General features: G+C 66.6%; 17 protein-coding genes and 1 pseudogene. 5 read left to right on the top strand and 13 right to left on the bottom strand.

Annotated features, from left to right (window positions below; genetic code table 11):
• Positions 1-547: 547 nt before the first annotated feature.
• The 3 genes from D7I43_RS32565 to D7I43_RS32555 form a co-directional block, all read right to left on the bottom strand.
• Positions 548-790 carry a hypothetical protein gene (locus D7I43_RS32565; protein ID WP_147427324.1) on the bottom strand — a complete coding sequence of 81 codons (243 nt, stop codon included), beginning with the start codon at positions 788-790 and terminating at the stop codon, positions 548-550.
• Between the two features lie 189 nt (positions 791-979).
• A complete protein-coding gene (locus D7I43_RS32560) occupies positions 980-1411 on the bottom strand; it encodes a phage terminase small subunit (protein WP_147427323.1) in 432 nt (143 codons plus the stop codon).
• Positions 1412-1937: 526 nt separating this feature from the next.
• Entirely contained in the window at positions 1938-2336 is a 399-nt protein-coding gene (locus tag D7I43_RS32555) for a hypothetical protein (RefSeq protein ID WP_147427322.1), read from the bottom strand.
• 1548 nt (positions 2337-3884) lie between these two features.
• Between D7I43_RS32555 and D7I43_RS32550 the strand changes: the two genes are divergently transcribed.
• Complete coding sequence (locus D7I43_RS32550; protein WP_147427321.1) at positions 3885-5204, top strand: hypothetical protein; 1320 nt, start codon at positions 3885-3887, stop codon at positions 5202-5204.
• A gap of 48 nt (positions 5205-5252) precedes the next feature.
• On the opposite strand, the gene D7I43_RS29465 is transcribed toward D7I43_RS32550, so the two are convergent.
• Positions 5253-6875 carry a recombinase family protein gene (locus D7I43_RS29465; protein WP_158610180.1) on the bottom strand — a complete coding sequence of 541 codons (1623 nt, stop codon included), beginning with the start codon at positions 6873-6875 and terminating at the stop codon, positions 5253-5255.
• 33 nt (positions 6876-6908) lie between these two features.
• Here D7I43_RS29465 and D7I43_RS29460 point away from each other — a divergent pair.
• Positions 6909-7448, top strand: a pseudogene (locus tag D7I43_RS29460) (alpha-1,6-glucosidase domain-containing protein); the annotation flags it as partial.
• A 97-nt stretch (positions 7449-7545) separates the two neighbouring features.
• Here the strand turns inward: D7I43_RS29460 and D7I43_RS29455 are convergent.
• The 3 genes from D7I43_RS29455 to D7I43_RS29445 form a co-directional block, all read right to left on the bottom strand.
• Complete coding sequence (locus D7I43_RS29455; RefSeq protein WP_120331849.1) at positions 7546-9183, bottom strand: right-handed parallel beta-helix repeat-containing protein; 1638 nt, start codon at positions 9181-9183, stop codon at positions 7546-7548.
• A 368-nt stretch (positions 9184-9551) separates the two neighbouring features.
• Complete coding sequence (locus D7I43_RS29450) at positions 9552-11204, bottom strand: right-handed parallel beta-helix repeat-containing protein (RefSeq protein ID WP_120331848.1); 1653 nt, start codon at positions 11202-11204, stop codon at positions 9552-9554.
• Positions 11205-11499: 295 nt separating this feature from the next.
• Positions 11500-12981 carry an aminopeptidase P family protein gene (locus tag D7I43_RS29445; RefSeq protein WP_120331847.1) on the bottom strand — a complete coding sequence of 494 codons (1482 nt, stop codon included), beginning with the start codon at positions 12979-12981 and terminating at the stop codon, positions 11500-11502.
• A 135-nt stretch (positions 12982-13116) separates the two neighbouring features.
• On the opposite strand from D7I43_RS29445, the gene asnB reads away from it, so the two are divergent.
• Entirely contained in the window at positions 13117-15078 is a 1962-nt protein-coding gene (gene asnB / locus D7I43_RS29440; protein ID WP_120331857.1) for an asparagine synthase (glutamine-hydrolyzing), read from the top strand.
• A 177-nt stretch (positions 15079-15255) separates the two neighbouring features.
• Here the strand turns inward: asnB and D7I43_RS29435 are convergent, their stop codons facing one another.
• From D7I43_RS29435 to D7I43_RS29420, 4 genes are all read right to left on the bottom strand, one after another.
• Positions 15256-16326 carry a lytic polysaccharide monooxygenase auxiliary activity family 9 protein gene (locus D7I43_RS29435; protein ID WP_120331846.1) on the bottom strand — a complete coding sequence of 357 codons (1071 nt, stop codon included), beginning with the start codon at positions 16324-16326 and terminating at the stop codon, positions 15256-15258.
• 314 nt (positions 16327-16640) lie between these two features.
• On the bottom strand, positions 16641-18878 hold the full coding sequence (locus D7I43_RS29430) for a xanthine dehydrogenase family protein molybdopterin-binding subunit (protein WP_120331845.1): 2238 nt from the start codon (positions 18876-18878) through the stop codon (positions 16641-16643).
• Positions 18875-19870, bottom strand: a complete 996-nt coding sequence (locus D7I43_RS29425) for an FAD binding domain-containing protein (protein WP_120331844.1) — start codon at positions 19868-19870, stop codon at positions 18875-18877. Before D7I43_RS29425 ends, D7I43_RS29430 begins: the two co-directional genes overlap by 4 nt.
• Positions 19857-20357 carry a (2Fe-2S)-binding protein gene (locus D7I43_RS29420; RefSeq protein ID WP_396844846.1) on the bottom strand — a complete coding sequence of 167 codons (501 nt, stop codon included), beginning with the start codon at positions 20355-20357 and terminating at the stop codon, positions 19857-19859. Before D7I43_RS29420 ends, D7I43_RS29425 begins: the two co-directional genes overlap by 14 nt.
• Before the next feature lie 172 nt (positions 20358-20529).
• Here D7I43_RS29420 and D7I43_RS29415 point away from each other — a divergent pair, with 172 nt between their 5' ends.
• Positions 20530-21684: an XdhC family protein gene (locus D7I43_RS29415; RefSeq protein WP_120331842.1), complete on the top strand. Its 1155-nt coding sequence runs from the start codon at positions 20530-20532 to the stop codon at positions 21682-21684.
• Positions 21685-21780: 96 nt separating this feature from the next.
• Here D7I43_RS29415 and D7I43_RS29410 read toward each other — a convergent pair whose 3' ends face one another.
• A complete protein-coding gene (locus tag D7I43_RS29410) occupies positions 21781-22173 on the bottom strand; it encodes a nuclear transport factor 2 family protein (protein WP_240033238.1) in 393 nt (130 codons plus the stop codon).
• Between the two features lie 82 nt (positions 22174-22255).
• On the opposite strand from D7I43_RS29410, the gene D7I43_RS29405 reads away from it, so the two are divergent.
• On the top strand, positions 22256-23191 hold the full coding sequence (locus tag D7I43_RS29405; RefSeq protein WP_120331840.1) for a carbohydrate kinase family protein: 936 nt from the start codon (positions 22256-22258) through the stop codon (positions 23189-23191).
• Positions 23192-23202: 11 nt separating this feature from the next.
• Here the strand turns inward: D7I43_RS29405 and D7I43_RS29400 are convergent, their stop codons facing one another.
• The gene (locus D7I43_RS29400; protein ID WP_192902299.1) at positions 23203-24447 is read right to left on the bottom strand and encodes a multidrug effflux MFS transporter; all 1245 of its coding nucleotides are present in this window, start codon (positions 24445-24447) and stop codon (positions 23203-23205) included.
• Between the last annotated feature and the right edge of the window lie 63 nt (positions 24448-24510).

Raw genomic sequence — 24510 nt, 5'->3', positions numbered from 1 at the left:
TCCCGTGCTGGGCAGTGCGTCTTGGTCGACTGCTGTCCTACCGGGAGCTTCGTCCTATCCGGAGCAGCGACACGCCACGCTCGCCTGCCTGCTCAACCGCCCTTGATCACGATGAAAATGGCTCATTATTTGCACGACTAATAATGTCGTTGTTTCCAAGATAAGCCATTTACTTATCCCCTTTCGGATTAGTAGAAAGTTGCGAACTAATCCACCAGGGATTGCCTAATATGAGACTCAATCTCTAGGCACGTTTTTTGACCAGGGATCTACTCCGGTAGCAAGCCTACGGCTTTAGAAACCGCTACGCGGTTTAGCCGTAATGGCGTTAGATCCCGTGCAAGGTCGGAAAGAAGCGCGGACCAGCCGTCGCTATAAGAGGGCACAGTGTGTGCCGTATCCCTCTCGACGGTAAGGAGAGGAAAACTACGGGGTTTCTGGCTAACGTCTCTATCGGCCACCAGGACCAGGAAGGCTGTCTACAGCGCTGAAGGCTAAAGACGCTATGCGTCTTGCCCGAGGAAATGAGCCAGTACCTTTGGCGGGATTAGCCGCGCCAAAATCTGTCGGGAAGGCTTACCCATGTGGTAATGCTGTCAGGATCAAGCGGGGATTCTGACTCGCCTACTTCAACCTTGTTGACACCTTCGAGCAGACCGGCGACCTTGCCGCGCATTAGCGGACCGGTAAAAATATCGACTGTTAGGTCTGCAAAAGTCTTATTGTCTACGCCTAGTACCGGCGCAACCTGCTTATGTGAATCCGCACAGCGGAAGTGAATAAAACGCATTGCTCAAAACTCCTTGCATTACTGTGTCTCATAGGGGTCTTTCATCACGCGATACGACGCTATGCAGCGTCGGCTAGATACGACGCTATGCAGCGTCGGCTAGATACGACGCTATGCAGCGTCGGCTAGATACGACGCTATGCAGCGTCGGCTAGATACGACGCTATGCAGCGTCGGCTAGATACGACGCTATGCAGCGTCGGCCTCTAGGAACGAGTAATCAACCTTCTTAGCCGGCGCTGAGGTAGAAGGTTCCTTAGACTCAACAAACTTAATACGTCGTACTAGCCGGTCAAAGTAGGTTGCGCCGTAGCCGGCTTCACACTTTCTGATCTCAGCATGAATAGCTACCTTGGATGACGGTCTAACGTCAGGCGACCAGAAAAGATCAACCAAAACCGCAACATTCTGAAGATGGAACCAGTCCGAAGGCTCAAGCATGGTGGCGATTTCTGAGCGTCGCCACATGTCATACCAGTCTCTAGCCTGCTGGTTCCATTCCTGGCAATCCGGTAGCTCGGGACCAATCAGAGTCCCGTCCCTACGGGCTAAGAACGTGGTTTCAAATGCCGGCTTTCTGTGTGCATTTCCGGTGTCTTTTGCAGGTCTGGTCAGAGCCATATGGTTTCACCTCCTTTTTGTTGTGCATATTTATGCAGGAATCCCGTATAGGGCTGGATATCAAAAAACTTTCTAGACCGGGCAGAAGCTTAAGCCCAGCCCCTCTACCGGTCTACCCCAAATGATCATCGGGTATACCCCCTACCCCCTTCAAGATCAATGCATAATTATGCATTCGCATTCAGCCTAAGATCATCCATTGTTCGTACGCATAAACAAATCCTTCTGAATCAGATCAGCACCAAAGAAGGTGCAACGATGGATGACGAAAGAATGCAACGAAAGAATAAGCACAGACAGACAGGCAATAAATCATGTGCATGTAAATCCATGATGGTTGTCTGTGCTATATGTCTGCTGATTCCTGCTGAGATAGTGTCAGACGGCCTGGGAAGGTCTGAGGTATGGAGAGACACGTAAGACAAGCCGTTAGAGGCTTACAGGCGCTCTCAGCGCGTTCTACGTCCTAGATCCTGCTGTGCTCCTGGTCTAGCTGGACACTAGGATGGATGGGGAGTGCCTCCCTTCAGCTAAGGATGTATGTTTTATACGACGGAATGTTGATCTGCCTTGCATAGGCTTTGTAGACGTCAAGGGACAGACCGACAAATCTGGATTCCGTCATCTTGACCGCAGCGCGGTTGGCGAGGTCTAAAAGCTGGCAGTATGCCCATTCCCAATCCGGAATACCTGACTGCAACTCTGCCGGCAGCCGAGGATCAACGGTCGTGGGGTTGGCATCGAAACTCTGAGAGAGCCAGATAGCCTCGCAACCATCTTCGGTATAGACATACCTGTACATGGTCCCCTTGACATTATCAGTGTGCCCAATCTCAACAATTGTGTTTCCGAGATCGGCAAGGTAAAGCACCTGATATCTCTCGTCTCTTTCCGAGAATAGAGACAGGTCTACTCGCTCTCTCATGGTGTATCTCCTTGGGGGTGTCAGAGGAAAAGAAAAGGGGAGGCCAGCGAGCCCCATATTTGCTGGCCTCCGGTCTATGGGACTCATGCGTGAGCCAAGAGGACTAGAGAAAAGTCTGAGAAACGGAAAAGGGCCGGCTATGGAAAGAACCGGCCCTGATCCCGCATACATGACATTACGAGTTACCCTCTGGTGCTAATAGAGGGTCAACCCTGCTGCGGCGTGTAGCAGGGAGATTAAGGAGGGCAACCGAGGCTGCCCTTGAAGTAAGAGAGTGCCGAAGATGGATATTGTCAGCTTCTCTTAAAACCTGCCATTCGGCAGGGAAGACTATGTTTTTGATGGGCTAGGAAGCAGGGCCGGCAACCATCCGGCCTGCCTCATGAACTAGCCAACGAACAGAAAGCACGGGAACCAACCATGCCTCTACCTATATAAGACTCGACTATCGGCCGTTTCCGGCCGGTACGGCAAAGAAAGTTCAAACTTTTTTCCAGCCGTCGCACACGCGGTGTGCTCCTGGCACCGGTCAAAGATTTGGGGACAACCCAGGGGAAGCAGAGCTTCCCTATACCGGTCAAGAATGAGGACGATACGGAACGGGCGTAGCCCTGAAGTATCGGTCAAGAATGAAAGACCTAGACCCCTGCGAAATCCTGACAAGGATTGAGCATAATTATCTAGCAATTCTTATCTTAGATAATCGTCCAGGGAGAGAATCCCTGGACTCTTGGACTAACTATCCAGGAAAACTATAGGAGATTCTTCTACCGTACCTTTGTACGGGATGAGAATAGACTTATCCTTAAACCTTTATTCATACCCTCCCTTTGGGGGGAGGGTATATCTTTATCTCTCTACTTCTTTAAGACTCGACATTTGAGGGTTTTCGGGCCAGTGGCCCAACTTTTTTGGTAACGAAATGATAACGACGGTATCTTGCCTGGTCAGGCCAACAATGCCGGTATTGGTTGTGACATGGGTCACAGGTTTAATCCTGGGTGTAAACGTTAGGACGCTATTAATAAGGTGAAGGCACCCAACAGGGAGCCGTCAGCTTGCAAGCAAAGTTTGGAGAAATAATGTACGGAAAACTATCACAGGAAGAAGTCCTAGCAATCCGCCGCAGACTTGCGGCTGGTGAAAGACAGGTAGACCTTGCTGCCGAGTATGGAGTTTCGCAGATGCAGATTAGCCGTATTAAGCGCAGGGTCAGTTGGGCAAATATCAAGGAGGAAAACTAATGTCTGAAAACTTTGTCAATGACTTTGTGACTTGTAGCCGATGCAAGGAACGTCTACACATCTATCATTACGCGTACGTAGACAAAGACAACGGGAGTCGAGATACCGAAATGTGCCTCTCTTGCCGTACGGCTGAGAGATACGAACAGGTTCTAGGTTGCGCTCCGCGACCTGGACTCAGACTGCCGGAAACTAGACGCCATATTGGCGCGTAAGACCTAACTAGCCAACCAACCAAACAGCCCTTGCTCCTGCCGGGATCGGCAGGGGCTTTTTGCTGTGCAAAACAGAAAGCAGGAACCAAATGATGACTCTAGAGAGGAATTTACTTGACGTAATTACCATCAACGGTAAGGCAGCAAGTGAAGTAATTCAGTATATGGCGGAACTAAGATGCCGCAATGCCGGTCGGCTCGAATATCTGCCGATGGTCGTTAACCGGCTGTCGGATTATGTCGAGAAACAGAGTGACTTATGGGATGATGTGGAGGGCAACCACGTTCCCGGCGCGACGTGGACACTTAGCAGGATTGCAGACGCAATACTGTCTAGTGCGATCGTTAATGGTGAAGTTCCTACAGAAGCCAGCCAGAAGCTAACCGCAGAAACCCTGATCTCAGGGGAAAGGGCGGTTGATGTTGTTTCGTCCATCGCCAGAAAGACGGCTGACGGTAACAAGGATTTAGCCGATGAGATTGCCCAGGATATCTGGGCAGACTATCTCCCCGACAACCGCTCTCTTTGGGACGTAGACCAGATCAGAGCTACGCACGAAAAGGCAGGACGAAACCCCAATGATCCGACCAGGAACTATTCAGCCAAGACTCATATCAAACGAGAAGCCGAACGACTGAAGCGTGAGAAGGAACTACAGGCGTCCAAATCTCTCGTTCTGCCGGTAGAGAAGGACGAGGTAAAGCAGACCCTAAAGGGCTGGAATTCTGTTGGATTACCGGAAGAGTATGAGCAAGCATTAGCCTCAGACCGTATGCATGATCCGTGGCGTAAGGCTCTGGAAGGTCGGTACCTGGAAGGTAAGTCAGCAACCGAAGTAGGAAGACAGGCGGTTAGTGATGGGATTAAGCGGCTGTCAGAAATCCTGCCGTCCGTTCAGAACAATTCGGACCGGAGAATTTTCTCCGAAGTCTCGCTAGACGCACTGCTAGAGAAGGTTGATCCTGAAACTGATTCTCTGCCGTTTGCTCTGCCGAGCGTTTCGGTAGACCGCAGGTTTGCTCACACCTACAAGGGCATGAGCTATGAGCGCTTTAAGCGCAACCTTTTAGGTTCACAGATTCCAGCCGTAGACCTGGATGAGGTTTCCGACCGTAGGGTAAAGAAGGCTCTACGAGCCGTAGAGAAGGAAGAACTAGGAAGGTTAGACCGGTACGACCTAGACCCAGAACTTTATTACTGGGCTAACGGTGGCGAACCTTCGGAGAGGCTAGAGAAGGGCTTTACCGAACTAGACGAGACTGAGAAGACACTTATCAAGATCAGATACAGCAACGCTCTAGATAGTCGAGCGAAGAGGAACGTACACGAGCAGAGCATTGCGGCTTTAAACCGCCTCAGATCGATTCTAAGCGTCCGAGAGGGCAAGGGGATGCTTGACCATGCGTAGAGACGAGAAAAGCCCGTAGGATCGATCCTACGGGCTTTCTCAGAAGCTTTACGACTGCTGTAGCCGTCGCTCAATCTCCAGAGGGAGATTCAGCCACACTACGGGCCGATCCTCTTGGATGGCCGCCACACCTTCTGCACCAGGACCAAACCTGATCTTGTCAAGGTTCTTTAGATCCTCTACGTTCCGCAGGACGTAGCAAGAGATATCCGACCGGAGAAGCATTAGCCGACGCTGTGTGTTGTCTTTAGCCTGCCAGTCTTGTCGGTAGGTAACCCCTGTCCCTACAAGCCGGGTAGAAGCTTCTGTCACCGGCATTGCTTCTAGTTGAGACTTCCTGTCTAGAAGGCGATTAACGATGGACGCATAACGGGCTGGTCCGCCTGAGTCACGGTAAAGACCATTAGCCCGGTCCTCTGCCAACTCCATTAATGCTGTATCAATATCAGCTATCTCTGCCGTGTGGTCTACGGCAGGAATCTTCTCCTGGCGCATGATTTCCAGATCACCTAGCCGGTACATTAGAAGAGACTCGAAGGTTTCATCCAGAAGATCAGCCCGGATATTCTTAGCGGAACACTTCTTAGCAGGGTCTTTAGGATGGGTTTTCCCAGAGCAAATGTAGTACCTGTAATCCTTACCCTTAACCCTCTGAGTACGGATATACATGTCCGATTCGCAAGCCCAACACTTAGCAACGTTCAGAAGCAACGAAGGTGTTTGCGTCCTGGTCCTGTCCTGAGGCTTAGCCTTGCCGTCCAGGGTTTCCTGTAGAAGATTCCAGGTCTTCTGGTCAATCATCGGCTCTGCATATTCGATCGGCAAACGGTCGGTAGATTTGACTACCTCTCCGTTGTGAGTCATTCGGCCGATGAGAAGAGGATTACGGAGAATCTTAGTAATAGTTGGGTGAGTCCAGACCTTCTCGGGGTTTACCGGCTTACTAGGTTCGCCTGCCTGAATCTTGACCATACGAGCATGGTTAAGGGGACAGAGAATCCCTTTCTGGTTAAGGTCTACGGCAATGGCTGACTGTGCTTCCCCATCGATAACCCGAGAAATGATGTCTCGCACGATAGGTGCAGTTTCATCAGACAAAACGAGCTTCCAGCCACCCTCAGAAAGCCGCTGAGGTTTCCAGCCATAAGGAACCGTGCCGCCAGGCCAACGGCCACCCTGACGGAGTGCCTTTCGGCCATCCTGAGTCCTGTCACGGATGACTTCTAGCTCTGCCTGGTTGATGGCGGCGATAATCGTAGCTACAGCCCTTCCCATCGGGGAAGAAAGATCAAGGTCGCCGTCGGCTGTAATGATCGTTTTAGGCCTGTCTACACGAGGCAGCGGCGCGTCTGTAGCCTCGCCTCTTACCCACGAAATCAGGTTCACGAAGTCCCTGGTTGACCGGACTAGCCGGTCCGTTTTCCACATGAGGAGGGCATCCCAGGACTCAGGCTCTCTAAGCCACTTCCCTAGCTCTGGCCGATCCCACGGCGCAACCTTGGCGGACACGTTCAAATCTTCTGCCCAACCGACAATCGTGATGCCCTTTGCCTGAGCTATGCCTTCGATCCGTTCCTTTTGCCGTTCAGGAGAAGTCGAAGGATCATCAGGGTTAAGACTGTGCTTGCTAAGCCGGATAACGCCTAAGCCTCTGACCAGGGGAGTTGTCATGACCGGCATCCTACCCGGTTTGACAATCAGGGTCACTCCGACAACTCGGGGGACTGGTTCAACCAGATCCGGTGGGACTGCACCCGCGGCAACGGGTTCGGCGCCGGGCTGCCGCCGGCGGCCGACAACCAGGACAAGTGGCCGTACGCCCGGCCGTTGCTGGCCGATCCCGCGCTGGTCCCCGACTGCGCGGCGATCGACACCACCGACGCCCGCTACGCCGAACTGCTGCGGATCCGGGCCTCCTCGCCGGTCTTCGGGCTGACCACCGCGGAGCAGGTGCAGCGTCGGGTGGCGTTCCCCCTGTCCGGTCCCGGCGAGACGCCCGGCGTGCTCACCATGACGCTCGACGGACGCGGTCTCGACGAGCGGTGGACGTCGGTGACGGTGGTCTTCAACGGGACCCCGGAGACGGCGACGCAGCGGGTGTCGGGGCTGCGCGGGGCGGACGTGTCGCTGCACCCGGTGCTGCGCACGTCGGCGGACCCGGTGCTGCGGACCGCGTCGTTCGACCGGGCGACCGGCACGTTCACGGTGCCCGCCCGCAGCGTGGCGGTCTTCGTCCAGCGCTGACGCACGACGGGGCCGGCCCCCTTCCGCGGTGCGGAAGGGGGCCGGCTCTGCTTGCGTCTCCAGCGGGACCGGGTCGGACGCCCGTTCCCGACCGGGGTCAGCCGAAGCAGTTGTCGATCTCGTCCGGGATGCCGAGGCAGTTGGTCGGGTCGTTCGCCTTGATCGCGGACTTGTCGTCGACGTTCACCTCGCCGAAGAAGCTGAACACGCCACCCGGCTCGAAGGTAGAGCGGTTGTGCGACACCTTCGTGTTGTACAGGTCGACCCTGCCGAGGACGTTGAAGATCCCGCCGCCGGAGATGCCGGCCCAGTTGCCGGAGATCTCGCTGTCCCGGAAGGTGACCGCGGCGAGGGCGTTGAACACCCCGCCGCCGAAGAGGCCGGCCTTGTTGTCGTTGACCGCGCTCTTCTCCACGTTGGCGATCGCGCCGAGCGCCAGGGCCATGCCGCCGCCGACGCCGAGCGTGTCGTTGTCGGCGATCTTGACCTCCTTCAGGTCGAGGTTGCTCCGGAGAGCCGCCGCGACGCCGCCACCGGCGAGGCCGGCCGTGTTGTCGGTGATCTTCGACTGCTTGACGGTGGTGTCGCCGCCGATGTCGAGCAGGCCGCCGCCGAAGCCGACCACCTCGTTGCTGGTGATCTCGGTCTTCTCGACCCACACCGTGCCCGCCTCGATGTCGGGCCGGAAGATGAACTCGGCGCCGTTGGCGATGCCGCCACCGCCGATCACGGCGTCGTTGTTCTTCACCGTCGACTCGGCCACCTTCAGGATGCCGGCGTTGAAGATGCCCCCGCCGTAGAAGAAGGCGTGGTTGTCGGCGACCGTGGTGTGGAAGAGGCTGGTCTTGCCGAAGTTGGCGATGCCGCCTCCGACGCCACCGGCCTGGTTGTGCTCGATGTACGTCTTCTCGAACTCGGCGGTGCCGCCCTCCTGCACCAGCACGCCGGCGCCGTCGTTGACGTTCCGCTCCAGCAGGAGGGACGCGCTCGGCTGGCTCTTGAGCTTCGCCGCCTGCGCGGTGTCGAGCGCCGCGCCCTTCGGCTCGGCCTGCAGCAGCGGCAGGTACGGCTTGCCGGCCTTGGCGGCCTCGCCCGCCTCGGCGGAGTTCGAGAACCGCGACCACACGGCCGCCGGCGTGTCGCCGAGGGTCTCGAGTTCGAGGGTCTTCCCGCCCTTGATCGTGAGGCCCTCGACCTTCAGGTGACCGCCCCGACCGACGTTGAGGATCCGGAAGTAGTCGGCCTGCGAGTCACGGACGATCTTGGTGTCGTGACCCTTGAGCGTGATGCGCTCCTTGATCACCGGCAGACCGTTGCCGTGCTCGTCGGTGCGGGTCAGCGTGTAGGTGCAGTTCTTCGCGAGCTCCAGCACGCCGCCGTGGTTGTTGTTGGCGAAGATGATCGCCTGGATCAGCTTGTCGGAGTCGCAGGGCACCTCCTTCCCGCGGTCCTTGTCGTACCCCTTGTGGTCGCGCTTGTCCTCACGGTCCTTGCCGTGGTCCTTCTCCTTCGAGCGGTCCTCGTCGGCGGCCCGCTCGCCGTCCTTCGTGACCTGGGCCGTCGACCACGCCAGATCCTTGACGCCGACGGCGCCGGCGCCGCTTGCGATGCCGACGGCCGCGATGCTGACCACGCCGGTCAAACCGGCGACGCCGCTGGCGAGCCAGAGCTTGCGCCGCCGCTTCGGCGTCGCCCCCGGCCCGGCGGCGGTGTTCTTAGCTAGGTAGTTGGACATCGGAGCTCTCTGCCCTCTCCTCGTACCAGACGGGGCCGCGACGCCACAGGCGAGCGTCCCCTACTACAAATCGGTTGTAGCTCCCAGAAGCACCGTATGAGAATCTTCCTCGCCTCGGGTGCGTATCCGAAATAACCCCGCATTCGGTACGGGTGCGGATGAGGAGGGCCGGACGGCCCGGCACGGGTCCATCGGCTCAGGGGCGCCGGTATGCGCCGCAGTGACGGCCAGGGGACGCAGCCGGCGCAGACGAGGCGGATCGGCGCGGGACGGGCCAGTCGGGACGAGCGCGGACGGCGAGGGCTCCTCCGCAGCCGCCGTCGCGGTGCGGAGGAGCCCCCTTCTATGTGGTGTCGCACTCGGGTTGATCAGCCGAAGCAGTTGTCCGGGACGACCGGGCTGCCCACGCAGTTCGTGGGCCGGTTGTCCTTGACGGCCGACTTCTTGTCGATGTCGACGCCGTCGTTGGTGGTGTAGACGCCGCCGGGCGGATCGGCGGACATGTTGTGGACGACCTTCGTGCCGACCAGCTTGACGGCGCCGCCCACGTTGTAGATGCCGCCGGCCACGGCGCCCGGGCCGGTCGCCCGGTTCGCCACGATCTCGCTGTCCCGCAGAGTGACGAACCCGATGAAGTTGCCGAGGCCGCCGCCGCTCTGCCGCGACTCGTTCTCCTTGACGACGCTGCGCTCGATCACGGCGGTCGACTGCTGGACGCCGATGCCGCCGGCCATCCCCTCGGTGAAGTTGCCGGCCACGACGACCTGCTCCAGGTGCAGTTTGCTGCCGGCCTCGACGAAGATGCCGCCGCCGTAGTCGGTGCCGGTGTTGCCGGTGACCTGGCTCTGGGTCAGCGTCGTGGTGCCCTGGCGGTCGTACAGGCCGCCGCCGACGCGGGCCCGGTTGTGCTCGACGGTGGTCTTCCACACCCAGACGGTGCCGCCCTCGCCCGTGAACCCGTTGGGCGCGGAGCCGTTGGAGATGCCGCCGCCCGCCAGGCCGGCGCTGTTGGACCCGATCTTCGAATCCTCGATGCGCAGGACGCCGGCGTTGAAGACGCCGCCGCCGAAGCCGGCGGCGCTGTTGCGCTCGACCGACGACGTGCGGAGGTTGGTGGTGCCGTAGTTGGCGATGCCGCCGCCGCTCGCCCCGGCCTGGTTCTGCACGATCGCGCTGTGCTCGATGTCGGCCTTGCCGCCGCGCTGCACCAGGATGCCGGCTCCGTCGCTGTACGCGTGGCCGGTGGCCAGCTGGACGGTGCCGGCGCCGGCCGGAGCGGCCGTTTCCGGAGCGGTGGTCGCCGCGCCCCTCGTCGCCGGCTTCGCGGGGGCTGCCGTCGCGGTCCCGGGTTCCGCGGTCGCGGCGCCCGGTGCCGTCATCGGTTGCGGGACCAGGTCGGGGGCGGTCTGACCACCCTTGACGGTCACGTCCTTCAGGGTCAGGTGGCCGTTCCGGCCCACGTTGAGGATCCGGAAGTACTCGGCGGTGGCCGCCCGCACGATCCTGGTGTCGTCGCCCTTGAGGACGATGTCGTTCTTGATCACGGGAAGACCGTTCCCGTGCTCGTGGCGCGTCAGCTCGTACGTGCAGTGCCGGGCCAGGTTGAGGATCGCGCCGTCCTTCTCGTTCGCGAACGTGATCGCCTGGATCAGCTTGTCGGTGTCGCAGGGCACGTCCTTGACCCGACCGTCGTGCTTGCGGCTCTCGCCCTTCCCGCTCCAGTCGCCGCCGGACCACTCGTCCGTGTCGACCTTCTTCCCGCCGGTCTCGTCGGCCTTCCCGCCGTCGTCGGCCTTGCCCGCGTCGCTGACGTTCTGCTTCGGGGTCGACGCCTGCGCGTCCGAGACCCGGTCCGCTTCGCCGGACTTGTCGTTCCGGGCCGCGATGCCACCGAGGGCGGCCAGGCCGACCACGCCGGTCAGGCCGGCGACGCCGGCGGCCACCCAGAGTTTCCGTCGTCCTGATCTCGGCGGGGGTGCCGGGGCGGCCCCGCCGTCGGGAGTCGTTACGTCATTGGACATCAGAGCGTTCCGCCCTTTCCTGCTACCAGACGGGGTCGCACCGGTCGAAGGCGGTGCGACCTGCTACAAATCGGTTGCAGCCCCTGATGGCCACCGTATGAGAAGGATCCTCGCGACGAGGACTTATCTGAAAAAACCCCGCATTAACCTCACATCGGGCGTCGGGCGGGCAGGCCGCAACGGCCGGACAGGAACCACCCCGACCAGCACGAACACGGACGGGCCCCGCGGCCGGGCACGGGACGTCGCAACGTCACCGGCCGGCGGCGGGGCCCGCCCCGGTCGTACCTGTTGATCAGCTCGGCAGGCGCGGACCCGCCTCCCGCTGCGCGGCCAGCCAGGTCTCCACCTCGTCCGCGGTACGCGGAAGCCCGGCCGAGAGGTTCACCGCGCCGGACGCGGTGACCAGGACGTCGTCCTCGATACGGATGCCGATGCCGCGAAGCTCCTCGGGCACCAGCTCGTCCTCGGGCTGGAAGTAGAGCCCGGGCTCGACGGTGAGCACGTAGCCCTCGCCGAGGGTGCCCTCGCGGTACGTCTCCTTGCGGGCGTTCGCGCAGTCGTGCACGTCGATGCCGAGCATGTGCCCGAAGCCGTGCAGGGTCCAGCGCCGGTAGACGGTCGACTTCTCGTCCATCGCCTCGTCGACGCTGACCGGCAGCAGGCCCAGGTCGGCCAGGCCCTCGGCGAGCACCCGCATGCAGGTCAGGTGGACGTCGCGGAACTTCACCCCCGGCTTGATGAAGTCCATGCCGGCCTGCTGGGAGGCGTACACGATGTCGTACACCTGCCGCTGGAGCGCGGTGAAGCGGCCGTTGACCGGCAGCACCCGGGTCACGTCGGCGGTGTAGAGGTTGCGGTTCTCCACGCCCATGTCCATGAGCAGCAGGTCACCCGGCCGGGTGGTGCCGTGGTTGTGCACCCAGTGCAGGATCGTGGCGTGCTCGCTGGCGCCGACGATCGAGCCGTACCCCACGTCGTTGCCGTCGTGCCGGGCCCGCAGCGCGAAGATCCCCTCCAGCAGCCGCTCGGAGACGCCCCGGTCGGCCGGCAGCGCCCGCGCCACGTCCTCGAAGCCGCGCACGGTCGCGTCGATGGCGTCCTGGAGCTGGGCGATCTCCCACTCGTCCTTGACCAGCTTCAGCTCCGAGATGGCGATCGCCAGCTCCCGGTCGCGGGCCGGCTGGCCCTCGGCGCGCGGGCCGTCGTACGGGCGCACGGCGGCGTCCACCCGCGGGTCGAAGCCGCGCAGCACCCGCGTACGCCCCGGCGCCAGGTCGGCCAGGGCCGCGTCCAGGTCGGTGAGGTCCGCCGTCGGCAGGCCCAGCTCGGTCGACTTCTCACCGAGCGTGGGTCGCCGGCCGACCCAGAGCTCGCCGTGCCGGCTGCGGAAGAACTCGTCGGTCTGCCGGGACGAGCGGGGCCGCATGTACAGCGTCGCGTCGTGCCCGGAGCCGTTCGGCCGCATGACCAGCACGCTGTCCGGTTCCAGATCGCCCGTCAGGTAGGCGAAGTCGCTGCCGGGCCGGAACGGGTAGGCCGTGTCGTTGGCCCGGACCTTCTCGTTGCCGGTGGGGATCACCAGCGTCTCGCCGGGGAAGGCCGCCGAGAGGGCCGCCCGGCGCTTGGCGTAGTTGGGTACCTCGGGGCGGGGGGTCACCGGCAGCTCGGTGTCCCGCCAGCCCTCCCGCATGAAGGACAGGAACGCCTCCGGGAAGTCCGGATCGTGTGATTCCGTACCGTCGGTCGGCCTGCCGTTGGCACGCTCCTCGGTCATGCTCCGCTCCCTCTCGCGTCGTTGCTGGTGCCGACGGTACTCGCCGCCCCGCGCCCGCCGGTGCCCCCGGGAGCCCGGATCCGGATCGCCGGACGGCCGCGACGGCCGTTCGTCGCCCGTGAAAAGATGACGACCATGTGCGGACTCCTGGCCTTCTTCAGCGCGCGCGGTGACGCCGGCGCGCACCGCGACCACATCGCCGGCGCGTTGGAATGCCTGCACCACCGCGGTCCCGACGAGACGGGGGTCGAACTCGTGGGGGACGCGTCCGGCCGGTACGCGGACGCGGTGTTCGCGCACAAGCGCCTGGCGATCATCGACGTGGCCTCGAGCCACGAGCCGCTGCCCTACGCGGGCGGCCGCTATTTGCTGACCTTCAACGGCGAGATCTACAACTACATCGAGCTGCGGGACGAGCTCATCCGGGACTACGGCGCGCAGTTCGCCACCGCCGGCGACGGCGAGGTGATCGTGGCCGGCTACCACTACTGGGGCGAGCAGGTGCTCACCCGGCTGCGGGGCATGTTCGCCTTCGTCATCTGGGACCGGCAGGAGCGGCGGGCGTTCGGCGCCCGCGACTACTTCGGGATCAAGCCCCTGCACTACCTGGAGACGCAGGACGGGCTCTACCTCGCCTCGGAGAAGAAGGCGCTGCTGCCCTTCGCGCACTCCAACTACGCCGGTGACGCGGGCATCGACACCGCCAACCTCAGCCACTACCTCACGTTGCAGTACGTCCCGGAGCCCGGCACCCTGCACAAGGGGATCAACCGGATCGGCTCGGGGGAGTACCTCACCTGGACGCCCGGCGGGCGGATCGAGGTGCGCCGCTGGTACCGGCCGGTGTTCCGGCCCAGCCCGGTGGACGACGAGCAGCGCCTCTACCACGAGATCCGGGAGACGCTGCGGGAGAGCGTCCGGATGCACATGCGCTCGGACGTCCCGGTCGGCTCGTTCCTCTCCAGCGGCATCGACTCGACGGCCGTGGTGGCGCTGGCGCGGGAGTTCAACCCGAACATCCTCACCTTCACCGTCGGCTACGACGTGCCCGGCTACTCGGAGATCGACGTCGCCCAGGAGTCGGCCCGGCACCTCGACGTCACCACCATCCCGACCAAGATCGGGCCGCAGGACATGATGGAGGCGCTGCCGAAGATCGTCTGGCACCTCGACGACCCGGTCGCCGACCCGGCGCTGGTGCCGCTGTACTTCGTGGCGAAGAAGGCCGCCGAGCACGTCACCGTGGTGCTCTCCGGCGAGGGCGCGGACGAGTTCTTCGGCGGCTACACCATCTACCGCGAGCCGCTGTCGTTGAGCACCGTCAACGGGCTGCCCAGCGGCGTCCAGAAGGGCCTGCGGGCGGTCTCCAAGGCCATCCCGCAGGGCGTGAAGGGCAAGAGCTTCCTCGAACGCGGCACCACCCCCATCGAGCAGCGCTACTACGGCAACGCCCGGATGTTCACCGAGGAGGAGAAGCAGCACCTGCTGCGGCGGTACGACCCCTCGGTGCGCTACACCGACGTCACCGCGCCGATCTACGCCGAGTGCGCGGAGCTGGACGACGTCACCAAGATGCAGTACGTCGACCTCTACACCTGGCTGCGCGGCGACATCCTCGTGAAGGCCGACCGCATCTCGATGGCCCACTCGCTGGAGGTGCGGGTGCCGTTCCTCGACCGGGAGGTCTTCGACGTGGCCGCGAAGATCCCGGTCGACCTGAAGCTCCCGCCGCGCTCCGACGCCACCAAGTACGCCATGCGCCAGGCGTTGCAGGGCGTGGTGCCGCCGGCGATCGTCAACCGCCGGAAGCTGGGCTTCCCGACCCCGACCCGGGTCTGGCTGCGCGGCGAGATGTACGAGTGGGCGCGGCACGTGCTGGCCACCTCGGGCGCCGGTGACCTGCTCGACCTGTCGTACGCGCTGCGCCTGCTCGAGGAGCACAAGCGGGAGGAGGCGGACCACTCCCGCAAGGTGTGGACCGTGCTGATCTTCTGCGTCTGGCACGCCATCTTCGTGGCCAAGACCCTCGACCCGGGCATCCAGCGCAACCAGTCGGCCCTGCTCACGAAGCCGGTCGTCGGCTCGATGGTCCGCTGACCGAGGTCGCGGGCGGCGTCCCGTCGGTCAGGAGGTCCGGGGTCCGCTGACGGCGGTCGCGGGCCCCGGCGTCCCGTCGGTCAGGAGGTTCGCGGCACCGGACGGCCTCCGGCCACGCGAACCTCCTGACCACCGCGCGGCCCCCGGACCCGACCTTCGCCGGGTCCGGGGACAGGGTCAGCGGCGGGCGCAGGTGATGGTGGGTAGGGCGTTCGTGCCGTTGGCGAGGAAGCCGAACGTCGTGGTGCCCTCCGGTGGGACCGTGCCGTTCCAGGAGACGTTCGTGGCCGTCACCGACGACCCGGACGTGGTCTGGGTGGCGTTCCAGATCTGACTGATGGACTGCCCGCCCGGCCAGGTCCAGCTCGCCGTCCAGCCGGCGAACGGGGTGCTGCCGTGGTTCATGATCTCCACCTCGGCCTGGAAGCCACCCTGCCAGGCGTTGACCACCCGGTAGACGGCCATGCAGTCACCGGTGTGCGGCGGCGGCGTGGTCGGGTCCGGCGGGGGAGTGGTCGGGTCGGGCGGGACCGTGCCATCCGGTCCGACCCCGGTCACCTCGCCGTTACCGCCGTCGAACACCACGTCGGAGCAGCCGAAGAAGTTCTCCTGGCTGTCCGAGCGGACCCAGCGCGAGTAGATGATGTGCCGGCCGCTCTTGCCCGACGGCAGGGTGCCGTTGAAGTAGTAGTGCCCGTCGTTGGTGCCGACCGCACCGCGCTGCGGCGGGTTGGTCACCGTGAGGAAGGGCTGCTCCTCCAGGTCGCTCCAGGCCAGCGGCCGGGTCGGGCTCCAGCTGTCCTTGGTGACGTAGAAGTAGAACGTGCCCGGGTGGTGGGCCCAGTTGCTGTACCGGAACTCCATCTGCGCGCCGGCGGTCAGGTGGGTCACCGGCCAGTCGGTACGGGCCAGGTTGTAGCCGGTGAAGCCGGGGTTGCCGCCGCTGCACAGCTGCCCGTCGGGGATGAAGCCGACGGTGCGGCCGCCGGCGTCGGACCGGAGCACGCTGAACCAGTTGTAGAGCGAGTTGGCGCCGCTCTGCGCCACCGCGGCGGCGCAGGCGGGGTTGTTGGGCCGGATCTCGCCGGTGGCGGTGAGGCCGTCCCTCCAGCACAGGAACGTCCGGCTGCCCGGGGTCATCGCGGCGCCGTGCGCGACGGCCGGATCCGGGCGGCTGACCAGGGCGACGGCCCCCACCAGGAGGGTCGCGGCCGCGGTGAGCAACGCGGCCGTACGGGAACGTTTCACGAAGGTCTCCTGACTCGCGGGGCGCACGCCCTGCCGGCCGGCCCCGCTCCTGGATCGCGGCGGCGTGCCCTGCGGGCCGCCCCAGGACACGAGGTGGCCCGACCGCCCCGCTGACGACGTGCGGAAACGACGGTCGCGGCGCGCCGCCCGAAGGGCGAGCGCCGCCCGCGGCCCGCCTCGCGGGCCGGTGCCCTCGCGTGACAAGAAACCCGGCAGCCGGTGGCGTGGCAGCCCCCACGCCTCCCGGCACGGGTCATCCCATCACGCCGCGCCGCCCGGGCGCAATAGTCGTTCCTCGATGCGCGGAACGGTCCTCAGAGGAGCTTCTCCAGGGTGATCGGCAGCTCGTACTGCCGGCGGCCGGTGGCGTGGTGGACGGCGTTGGCGATGGCGGCCGCGGCGCCCACCACGCCGATCTCACCGACCCCCTTGATCCCGATCGGGTTCACCACGTCGTCGCGCACCTCGACGGTGTCGACCACGACGTCCGGGGCGTCGGCGTTGACCGGCACCAGGTAGTCGGCGAGGCTCGCGTTCGCCCAGCGGCCCAGCCGCGGGTCCATCCGGGTGGCCTCCATGAGGGCCTGGCCGAGCCCCCAGAGCATGCCGCCCATGAGCTGGCTGTGCGCGGTCTTGCGGTTGAGCACCCGCCCCGGGGCGAACACACCGACCATCCGCCGGACCCGGACGACACCCAGGTCGGCGTCCACGGCCACCTCGGCCATCTGCGCGCCGAAGGTGTGCACGCCGTACCCGGCGTCCTGCGGCGGCGGGTTCCACGTGCCGAGCACCTCCACGTCCGGGGTCATGGTGCGGTGCAGCAGGTCGGCGTACGTCTCACCGACGTCCGGGCGGTCGCACAGCACCATCTTCCCGTCGCGGACCTCCACCCGCGCCGGGTCGGCGCCGCGCAGCGGCGAGTGGTCGTCGGCCACCGCCCGCCGGATCAGTTCGTCGCGCAGCTGGCACGCCGCGAGGTGTACGGCGGAGCCGACGGCGCTCGTGCCGGCCGAGCCCACCGCGGCGGTGATGTTCGGCAGGTCGCTGCTGCCGCCCACGAACCGCACCCGCTCCACCGGAAGGCCCAGCGCGTCCGCGGCGACCTGCGTCATCGCGGTGAAGACCCCGGTGCCGAACTCGGAGACGCCGGCCTCGACGACCGCCGTGCCGTCGTTGTAGATGCGGGCCCGGGCCCGCTGCGGGTTCACCGGCTGCGTCACCGGGTAGAGGGCGCTGGCCAGGCCGGTGCCGATGAGCCACTGGCCCTCGCGCCGCGACCGGGGCCGCGGGTCGCGCTCGTGCCAGCCGAACAGCTCGGCCGCCCGCTCGTAGCACTCCCGCAGGCCGCTGCTCGACCAGGGGTGGTCGCTCTCCGGGTCGGTCTCCGAGTAGTTGCGCATCCGCAGGTCGAGGGGGTCGACGCCGATGCGCTCGGCCAGCTCGTCCATGGCGCACTCCAGGGCGAACATCCCGCTCGCCTCGCCGGGGGCGCGCATGAACGTGGGCGTGATCGTGTTGCCCCGGACCAGGTGGTAGACGCCCTCGTAGTTCGGGCTCGTGTACGCCACCGACGCGCTCTGCAGCGAGGGCTCCGCCCAGTCGTCGAAGGGCGAGGTGAGGGAGATCTTGTGGTGGCGCAGCGCGGTGATCCGGCCGTCGGCGCGGGCGCCGATGGTGATGCGCTGCTCCTGCTCCTCCCGGTGCCCGCACGAGGTGAACATCTGCTCCCGTGTGAGCACCAGCCGCACCGGGCGGCCCACGTGCCGGGCGGCGAGGGCGGCCAGCGCCGGGTGGTGCCAGACCATCGCCTTCGAGCCGAAGCTGCCGCCGACGGCGTGACTCACCACGCGGATCGAGATCGGCGGCAGCCCCAGCAGCTCGGCCACGGTGAACTGGACGGCGCTCGGGCCCTGCGTCGAGTCGTAGATGGTCAGCCGGTCGGCGTCCTCCCAGACGGCGGTGCTGGCTCCCGGCTCGATCGGGTTGTGGTGGTTGGGCGCGAACCGGTAGCTGGCCTCCACGCGGACGTCCGCCTCGGCGAGGGCCTTCTCCACGTCGCCCCGGGACGCCTGCCCGGGCAGCAGGCCCCCGAAGATCCGCTCCGGCACGTACGCGCGGTCGCGGCCCTGGTCGAGCAGGGTGGTGGCCGGCGCCGGCTCGTACGCGACCCGGATCAGGGTGCCGGCGTGGTCGGCGCGCTCGATCGTGTCGGCCACGACGACGGCGATCGGCTGTCCCGCGTAGTGGACGTTCTCGTCCTGGAGGGGGAAGAACGTCTGGCCGGGCGCGGCCAGCCCGGCCAGTGACGGCAGCAGCCGCGGCACGGTGGCGACCCGGCCCAGGTTGCGGTGGGTGAGCACGGCCAGGACGCCCTCGGCCCGCTCCGCCTCGCTGGTGTCGATGTCGGTGATCCGGCCGTTGGCGATCTTCGCGTTCACCAGCACGGCGTGGGTCAGGTTGGTCACCGGGACCTCGGCCGAGTAGCGCGACTCGCCGCGCACCTTGAAGCGGCCGTCCACCCGGTTGAGGGTCGCGCCGATCGCCGGGCTCATGCCGCCGCCTCCCGTTCGGCCAGCTCCGTGAGCGCGCGGACGATCGTCCGCCGGGCCAGCTCGATCTTGAACTCGTTCATCCCGTGCGACACGGCCGGCTCCAGCTCGACCTCCGCGGCGCGCCGGTACGAGTCGGCCGTCGCGGGCGCCCCGTCGAGCACCTGTTCGGCCGCCCGGGCCCGCCACGGTTTGGTGGCCACCCCACCGAGCGCCAGCCGGATCTCCGCGATGCGGCCGGCGACGACGGACATGGCCGCGGCGACCGCGACGAGCGCGAACTCGTACGACTCCCGGTCGCGGATCTTGACGTACCGGGAGCGGGCGGCGACGGGCAGGGCGGGCAGGTCGATGCTGGTCACCAGCTCGCCGTGGGTCAGGGGGTGCTCCCGTTCGGGCGTACGGTCCGGGAGGAGGAAGAAGTCGTCGATCGGGATGCTGCGCGGGCCGGCCGGGCCCTCGGTCCGCACGACCGCGTCGAGGGCGACGAGCGCCACCGCCAGGTCGGACGGGTGGGTGGCGATGCAGCGGTCGCTGGTGCCGAGCACCGCGTGCCCCCGGTTCACCCCGTCGAGGGCGCCGCAGCCCGTGCCGGGCGCGCGCTTGTTGCAGGGTGCCTCGGTGTCGCGGAAGTAGCTGCACCGGACGCGCTGCATGAGGTTGCCGGCGACGGTGGCCATGTTGCGCAGCTGCGGGGACGCGCCGAGCAGCAACGCCTCGGACACCACCGGGTAGCGCTCGCGCACCGCCGGGTGCGCGGCCACGTCGCTCATCCGGGCCAGCCCCCCGAGCCGCAGCCCCCCGTCGGGCAGCTCCTCGATCCCGTTCAGCGGCAGGTCGTTGATGTCGACGAGGCGCGCCGGCTGCTCGACGTAGATGCGCAGCAGGTCGATCTGGGTGGTGCCGCCGGCCAGGAAGGTGCTCTCCGGGTCGGCGGTGACCGTGCCGATGGCGGTGCCGACGTCGGCCACCCGGGAGTAGCTAACGGGCCGCACGGCCGGCCTCCTGCTCGTCGCGCACGCGGCGGATCGCCGAGCGGATGTGCGGGTACGCGGCGCAGCGGCAGAGATTGCCGCTCATCCACTCCCGGATCTCGTCGTCGTCGCCGGCGTGCCCCTCGTCGAGCAGCGCCACCGCGGACATGATCTGGCCGGGTGTGCAGTAGCCGCACTGGAACGCGTCGGCGTCCAGGAACGCCTGCTGCATGGGGTGCAGGGTGTCCCCCTCGGAGAGTCCCTCGATGGTGGTCACCTCACGGTTCTCGCAGCTGATGGCGAGCGTGAGGCAGGCCAGCACCCGCCGCCGGTCGACCCAGACCGTGCAGGCTCCGCAGGCGCCCTGGTTGCAGCCCTTCTTCGTGCCGTGCAGGTCCAGCCGGTCCCGCAGCGCGTCGAGCAGGCTGACGCGGGGCTCGACGAACATCCGGCGCACCTCGCCGTTCACCCGCAGGCGGACCTCCACCTCGCCGGGCCCCCGGACCACCGCGCTGTCCGGCGCCGGCGCGGTCCGGGTCGCCTGGTACGACTTCACCAACTCGCACCCCCTCGGTTCCGGCCCGACCATATATTCCCGATGAGCGCGATTCGTGACGGTTGGCCGGACTCGACCCGTCCGGCGGGATCCCGGCGAGGGGCCGGGTGGGAGGGCGGGACACGTGCGGGACGTCGTCGACGAGCTGCACCGCCACTGGCGGGCGGGTGAGCCGGTGGCGGTGGCGACGGTCGTGGACACCTGGCGGTCGGCGCCCCAACCACCCGGCGCGGCGATGCTCGTCGCCGCCGACGGCACGGTCACCGGCAGCGTCTCCGGCGGCTGCGTCGAGGCCGACCTCTACGAGCGGGCGCGCCAGGTGCTCGCGGGTGGGGTCCCCGAACTGGTCCGCTACGGCATCAGTGACGACGACGCGTACGCCGTCGGCCTGACCTGCGGCGGCGTGCTCGACGTCTTCGTCGAGCGGGTCGACGCCGACGGCTTCCCGCAGCTCGACCTGGTCGTCGACGCGCGCCGCGGCGGCCGGCCGGTGGCCGTGGTCACCTGCGTGGCGGCGGACGCGGGACAGCCGCCGGGCACGGCCGCTCGCGCCGACCCGGCCGGGCGGCTGGGCCGGCGGCTGGTGCTCACCGAGGGGCGCGTGGTCGGGTCGCTCGGCAGCGACCGCCTGGACGCGGCGGCCGCCGACGACGCGCTCGGCCTGCTCGCCGCCGGCCGCAGCGGGATCCTCCGGTACGGCTACGACGGGCAGCGCCGCGGCAGCGGCGTCAGCCTCTTCGTGGCGGCGTACGCCACGCCGCCGCGGATGATCGTGTTCGGCGCCATCGACTTCGCCGCCGCGGTGGCGCGGATCGGCGCGTTCCTCGGCTACCGCGTGACCGTCTGCGACGCGCGGCCGGTGTTCGCCACCGCCCGGCGGTTCCCGGAGGCGGACGAGGTGGTCGTGGAATGGCCGCACCGCTACCTCGCGCGGGAACTGGAGGCGGGACGGGTCGACGCCCGCACGGTGGTCTGCGTGCTGACCCACGACCCGCGTTTCGACGTGCCGGTGCTCGACCTCGCGCTGCGGCAGCGGCTCGCGTACGTCGGGGCCATGGGCTCCCGGCGCACCCACGACGAACGCCGCAAGCGGCTGCGCGAGGCGGGGGTGACACCGGAGCAGCTCGCCCGGCTCGCCGCACCGATCGGGCTGGACCTCGGCGGGCGTACGCCCGAGGAGACCGCGGTGAGCGTGGCCGCGCAGATCGTGGCGGGCCGCTGGGGCGGCACGGGCCGACCGCTGGCCGAGCTGGCCGGCCCGATCCACCACGCCGGCTGAACGCCACCCGCGCCGGCGGCGGCAGTGGGCGCGCGGTTCCGGGGCGTGGCCGCACGGTGGACGGGGCGCGCGCCGGGGCCCGCGGCGGCCCCAGGGTCAGACGACCGTGCCGGCCGGGTAGCGCTCGGCGAGGTGCTCCCGGCCCGGCGGCGGCTCGTACGGCTCGGGCCAGAACTCGGTGACGACGCTGACCCGGCCGTCGTCGTCGAGGTCGAAGAAGCTCACCGCCGGCACGTGCTCGCCGTCGACGGCGCAGGTGACCCAGCTGGCCGCGCGCCGGCCGTCGCCGACCACCCGCGTCACCGAGATGTGCCAGTCGCCCGGGTACTCCCGGTTGAACCGGAGGAAGGCGTCGCGGCCCCGGATCCGCTCCCGGGTCTGCGGCAGGTGGTAGACGATGTCGTCGGCGAGCAGCCCGGCGAACCGTTCCCAGTCCCGGGCCTCGCAGGCGTCCCAGTACGCGAATACCGTGTCTTCGGCAGTTGTCACGCCGCGCACTGTGCCAGCCTGGTGCGACACGATTTCCCCGTACGGGGACGCCCCGCCGGCGGGCGACGAGGAGAGGACCGGGATGGGATACGCGGTGGTGCTCGGGGAGGCGCTGGTCGACCTGCTCGAGACCGAGTACGACGGCACGCCGGCCTACCGGCAGGCGATCGGCGGGGGACCGCTGAACGTGGCCGTCGGGGTGGCGCGGCTCGGTGGCGAGGTGCAGTTCGTCGGCTCCCTCGGTGACGACGTGCTGGCCAGCCGGATCCGTGACTTCCTCACCGGTGTCGGCGTCGGCCTCGACGGTGCGGTCACGGCGCCGGTGCCGACCGCGCTCGCCGTGGTGTCCTACGCCGGCGCGGAACCCGACTTCCGCTTCTACGGCGAGCCGCCCTCGTACGGCCTGCTCACCGCCGACGATCTCGACGTCGGGGTGATCGAGGGCGCCGACGTGCTCTACTGCGGCTCGGTGGTGCTGCTCCGCCCGACGGTGCTGGCCGCGGCGCGCCGGGCGTGGTCGCTCGCCGCCGGCCTGCGGGTCTTCGACCCGAACGTCCGCCCGCGCCTGCTGGACGGGCCGGCCGCGCTGGCCGGGCTTCGCGAGGTGGTGGCCGAGTTCGCCGCCGGCGCCCACGTGGTGAAGCTCAGCTCCGCCGACGCCGAACTGCTCTATCCCGGCGAGCCCGTCGAGGGCGTGGCCGCGTACCTGCGCGAACTCGGGGCGGCCACGGTGGTGGTGACGCTCGGTGCGGACGGGGCGGTCCTGGCCGCCGCCGACGCCGACCCGGTGCGGGTGCCGGCCCCGAAGGTCAACCCCGTGGACACGACGGGCGCCGGGGACTCGGTCATGGCGGCGCTCATCGCCGACCTGCTGGTCGCCGGTGAACCGGGCGAGCCGGCGGGCTGGATCGAGCGGGTGGCGTTCGCGCTGCGGGTCGCCGGCCTCGTGTGCGAGTCGCCGGGCGGCGCCACGTCCATGCCCACCCGCGCCGAGGTGCTGGCCCGCTTCGCCGGCTGAGCACGGGCGGGTCAGTCGGTTCCGGTGGGGCGGGTGAGCGCCAGGACGGCGGTGAGGGACAGCGCCACGGCGCCGGCGACCACCGCGGCCATCGGTACGGCGCTGCCGTCCCCGCCGAGGCCCACGAGCGGGGCGGCGAGCGCGCCCACCACCGACTGGATCGTCCCCATGAGCGCCGCGGCGGTGCCGGCGTGGCGGGGGTGCCGGTCGAGTCCGAGTGCCGTGCTGTTCGGTGTCACCATGCCCAGCGACCCGACGAAGACGAACAGGCACGCGGCCACCGCCCACGGGCTCCCGCCCGCCGCACCGGCGAGCAGCCCGGCGGCGGCCACCACGCCCACGACCAGGGTGCGGGTCAGCAGGGTCCGGGTGCCGAACCGGTCGAGCAGCCGCGCGTTCGCCTGCCCGGTGGCGACCAGGGCCAGGGCGTTGAGGCCGAAGATCAGGCTGTAGGCGCCCTCGGAGAGGCCGAACACGTCCTGGAAGACGAAGGACGACCCCGAGATGTAGGCGAACAGGCCGGCGAACGCGAGGCCCTGGGTCAGCGCGTAGCCGACGTAGACGCGGTCGGCGGTGAGCGCGCGCATCGTGCGCAGCGTGTCCCGCAGGCCGCCGCCGCTGCGCCGGTCGGCCGGGAGCGTCTCCGGCAGCCGCCACGCCACCGCCGCGGCGAGGAGCACGCCGATCACCGCGAGCGTGACGAAGACGGCGCGCCACGACCCGAACCGCAGCACGAGGCTGCCCACCCCCGGCGCGGCCACCGGGGCCACGCCGAACACCAGGGTGAGGCGGGAGAAGTACTTGGCCGCGGCCCGCCCGGAGTGCAGGTCGCGGACCACGGCGCGGGCCACCACCACGCCCATCCCGCCGGCGAACCCCTGCGCGAAGCGCGCGGCGGCCAGCGCCGGCGCGTTCGGCGCGACCGCACAGACCAGCGACAGCACGGCGTACGCGGCGACGCCGGCCAGCACGGGGCGCCGCCGTCCCCACCGGTCGCTGAGGGGGCCCGTGACGAGCTGGCCGAGGGCCATCCCGATGAGGCAGGTGGTGAGCGACAGCTGGATCTGCGCCTGGTCGGCCCCGAGGTCCCGGGTCATCTCGGGGAACGCCGGCAGGTACATGTCGAGCGACAGCGGCCCGAACGCGGTGAGCAGGCCGAGCAGCACGAGCAGGCCCGCGCCGCCCCGCCTCGGTTCGGCGGTCGGCGTGCGCCGGTCCGGCGCCGGGCGTACGGATGGTCGCGCGGTCTGCGCCACGGATGGTCTCCCCACGAGCACGATCTCAGCGGGTACCTTAGCTCTGTAGGCAGAGGTATTGCA

Source organism: Micromonospora globbae (assembly GCF_003610785.1).
GTDB lineage: Bacteria > Actinomycetota > Actinomycetes > Mycobacteriales > Micromonosporaceae > Micromonospora > Micromonospora globbae.
Note: the sequence above shows the minus strand (reverse complement) of the source record. Positions and strands in the feature narration are given on the sequence as shown.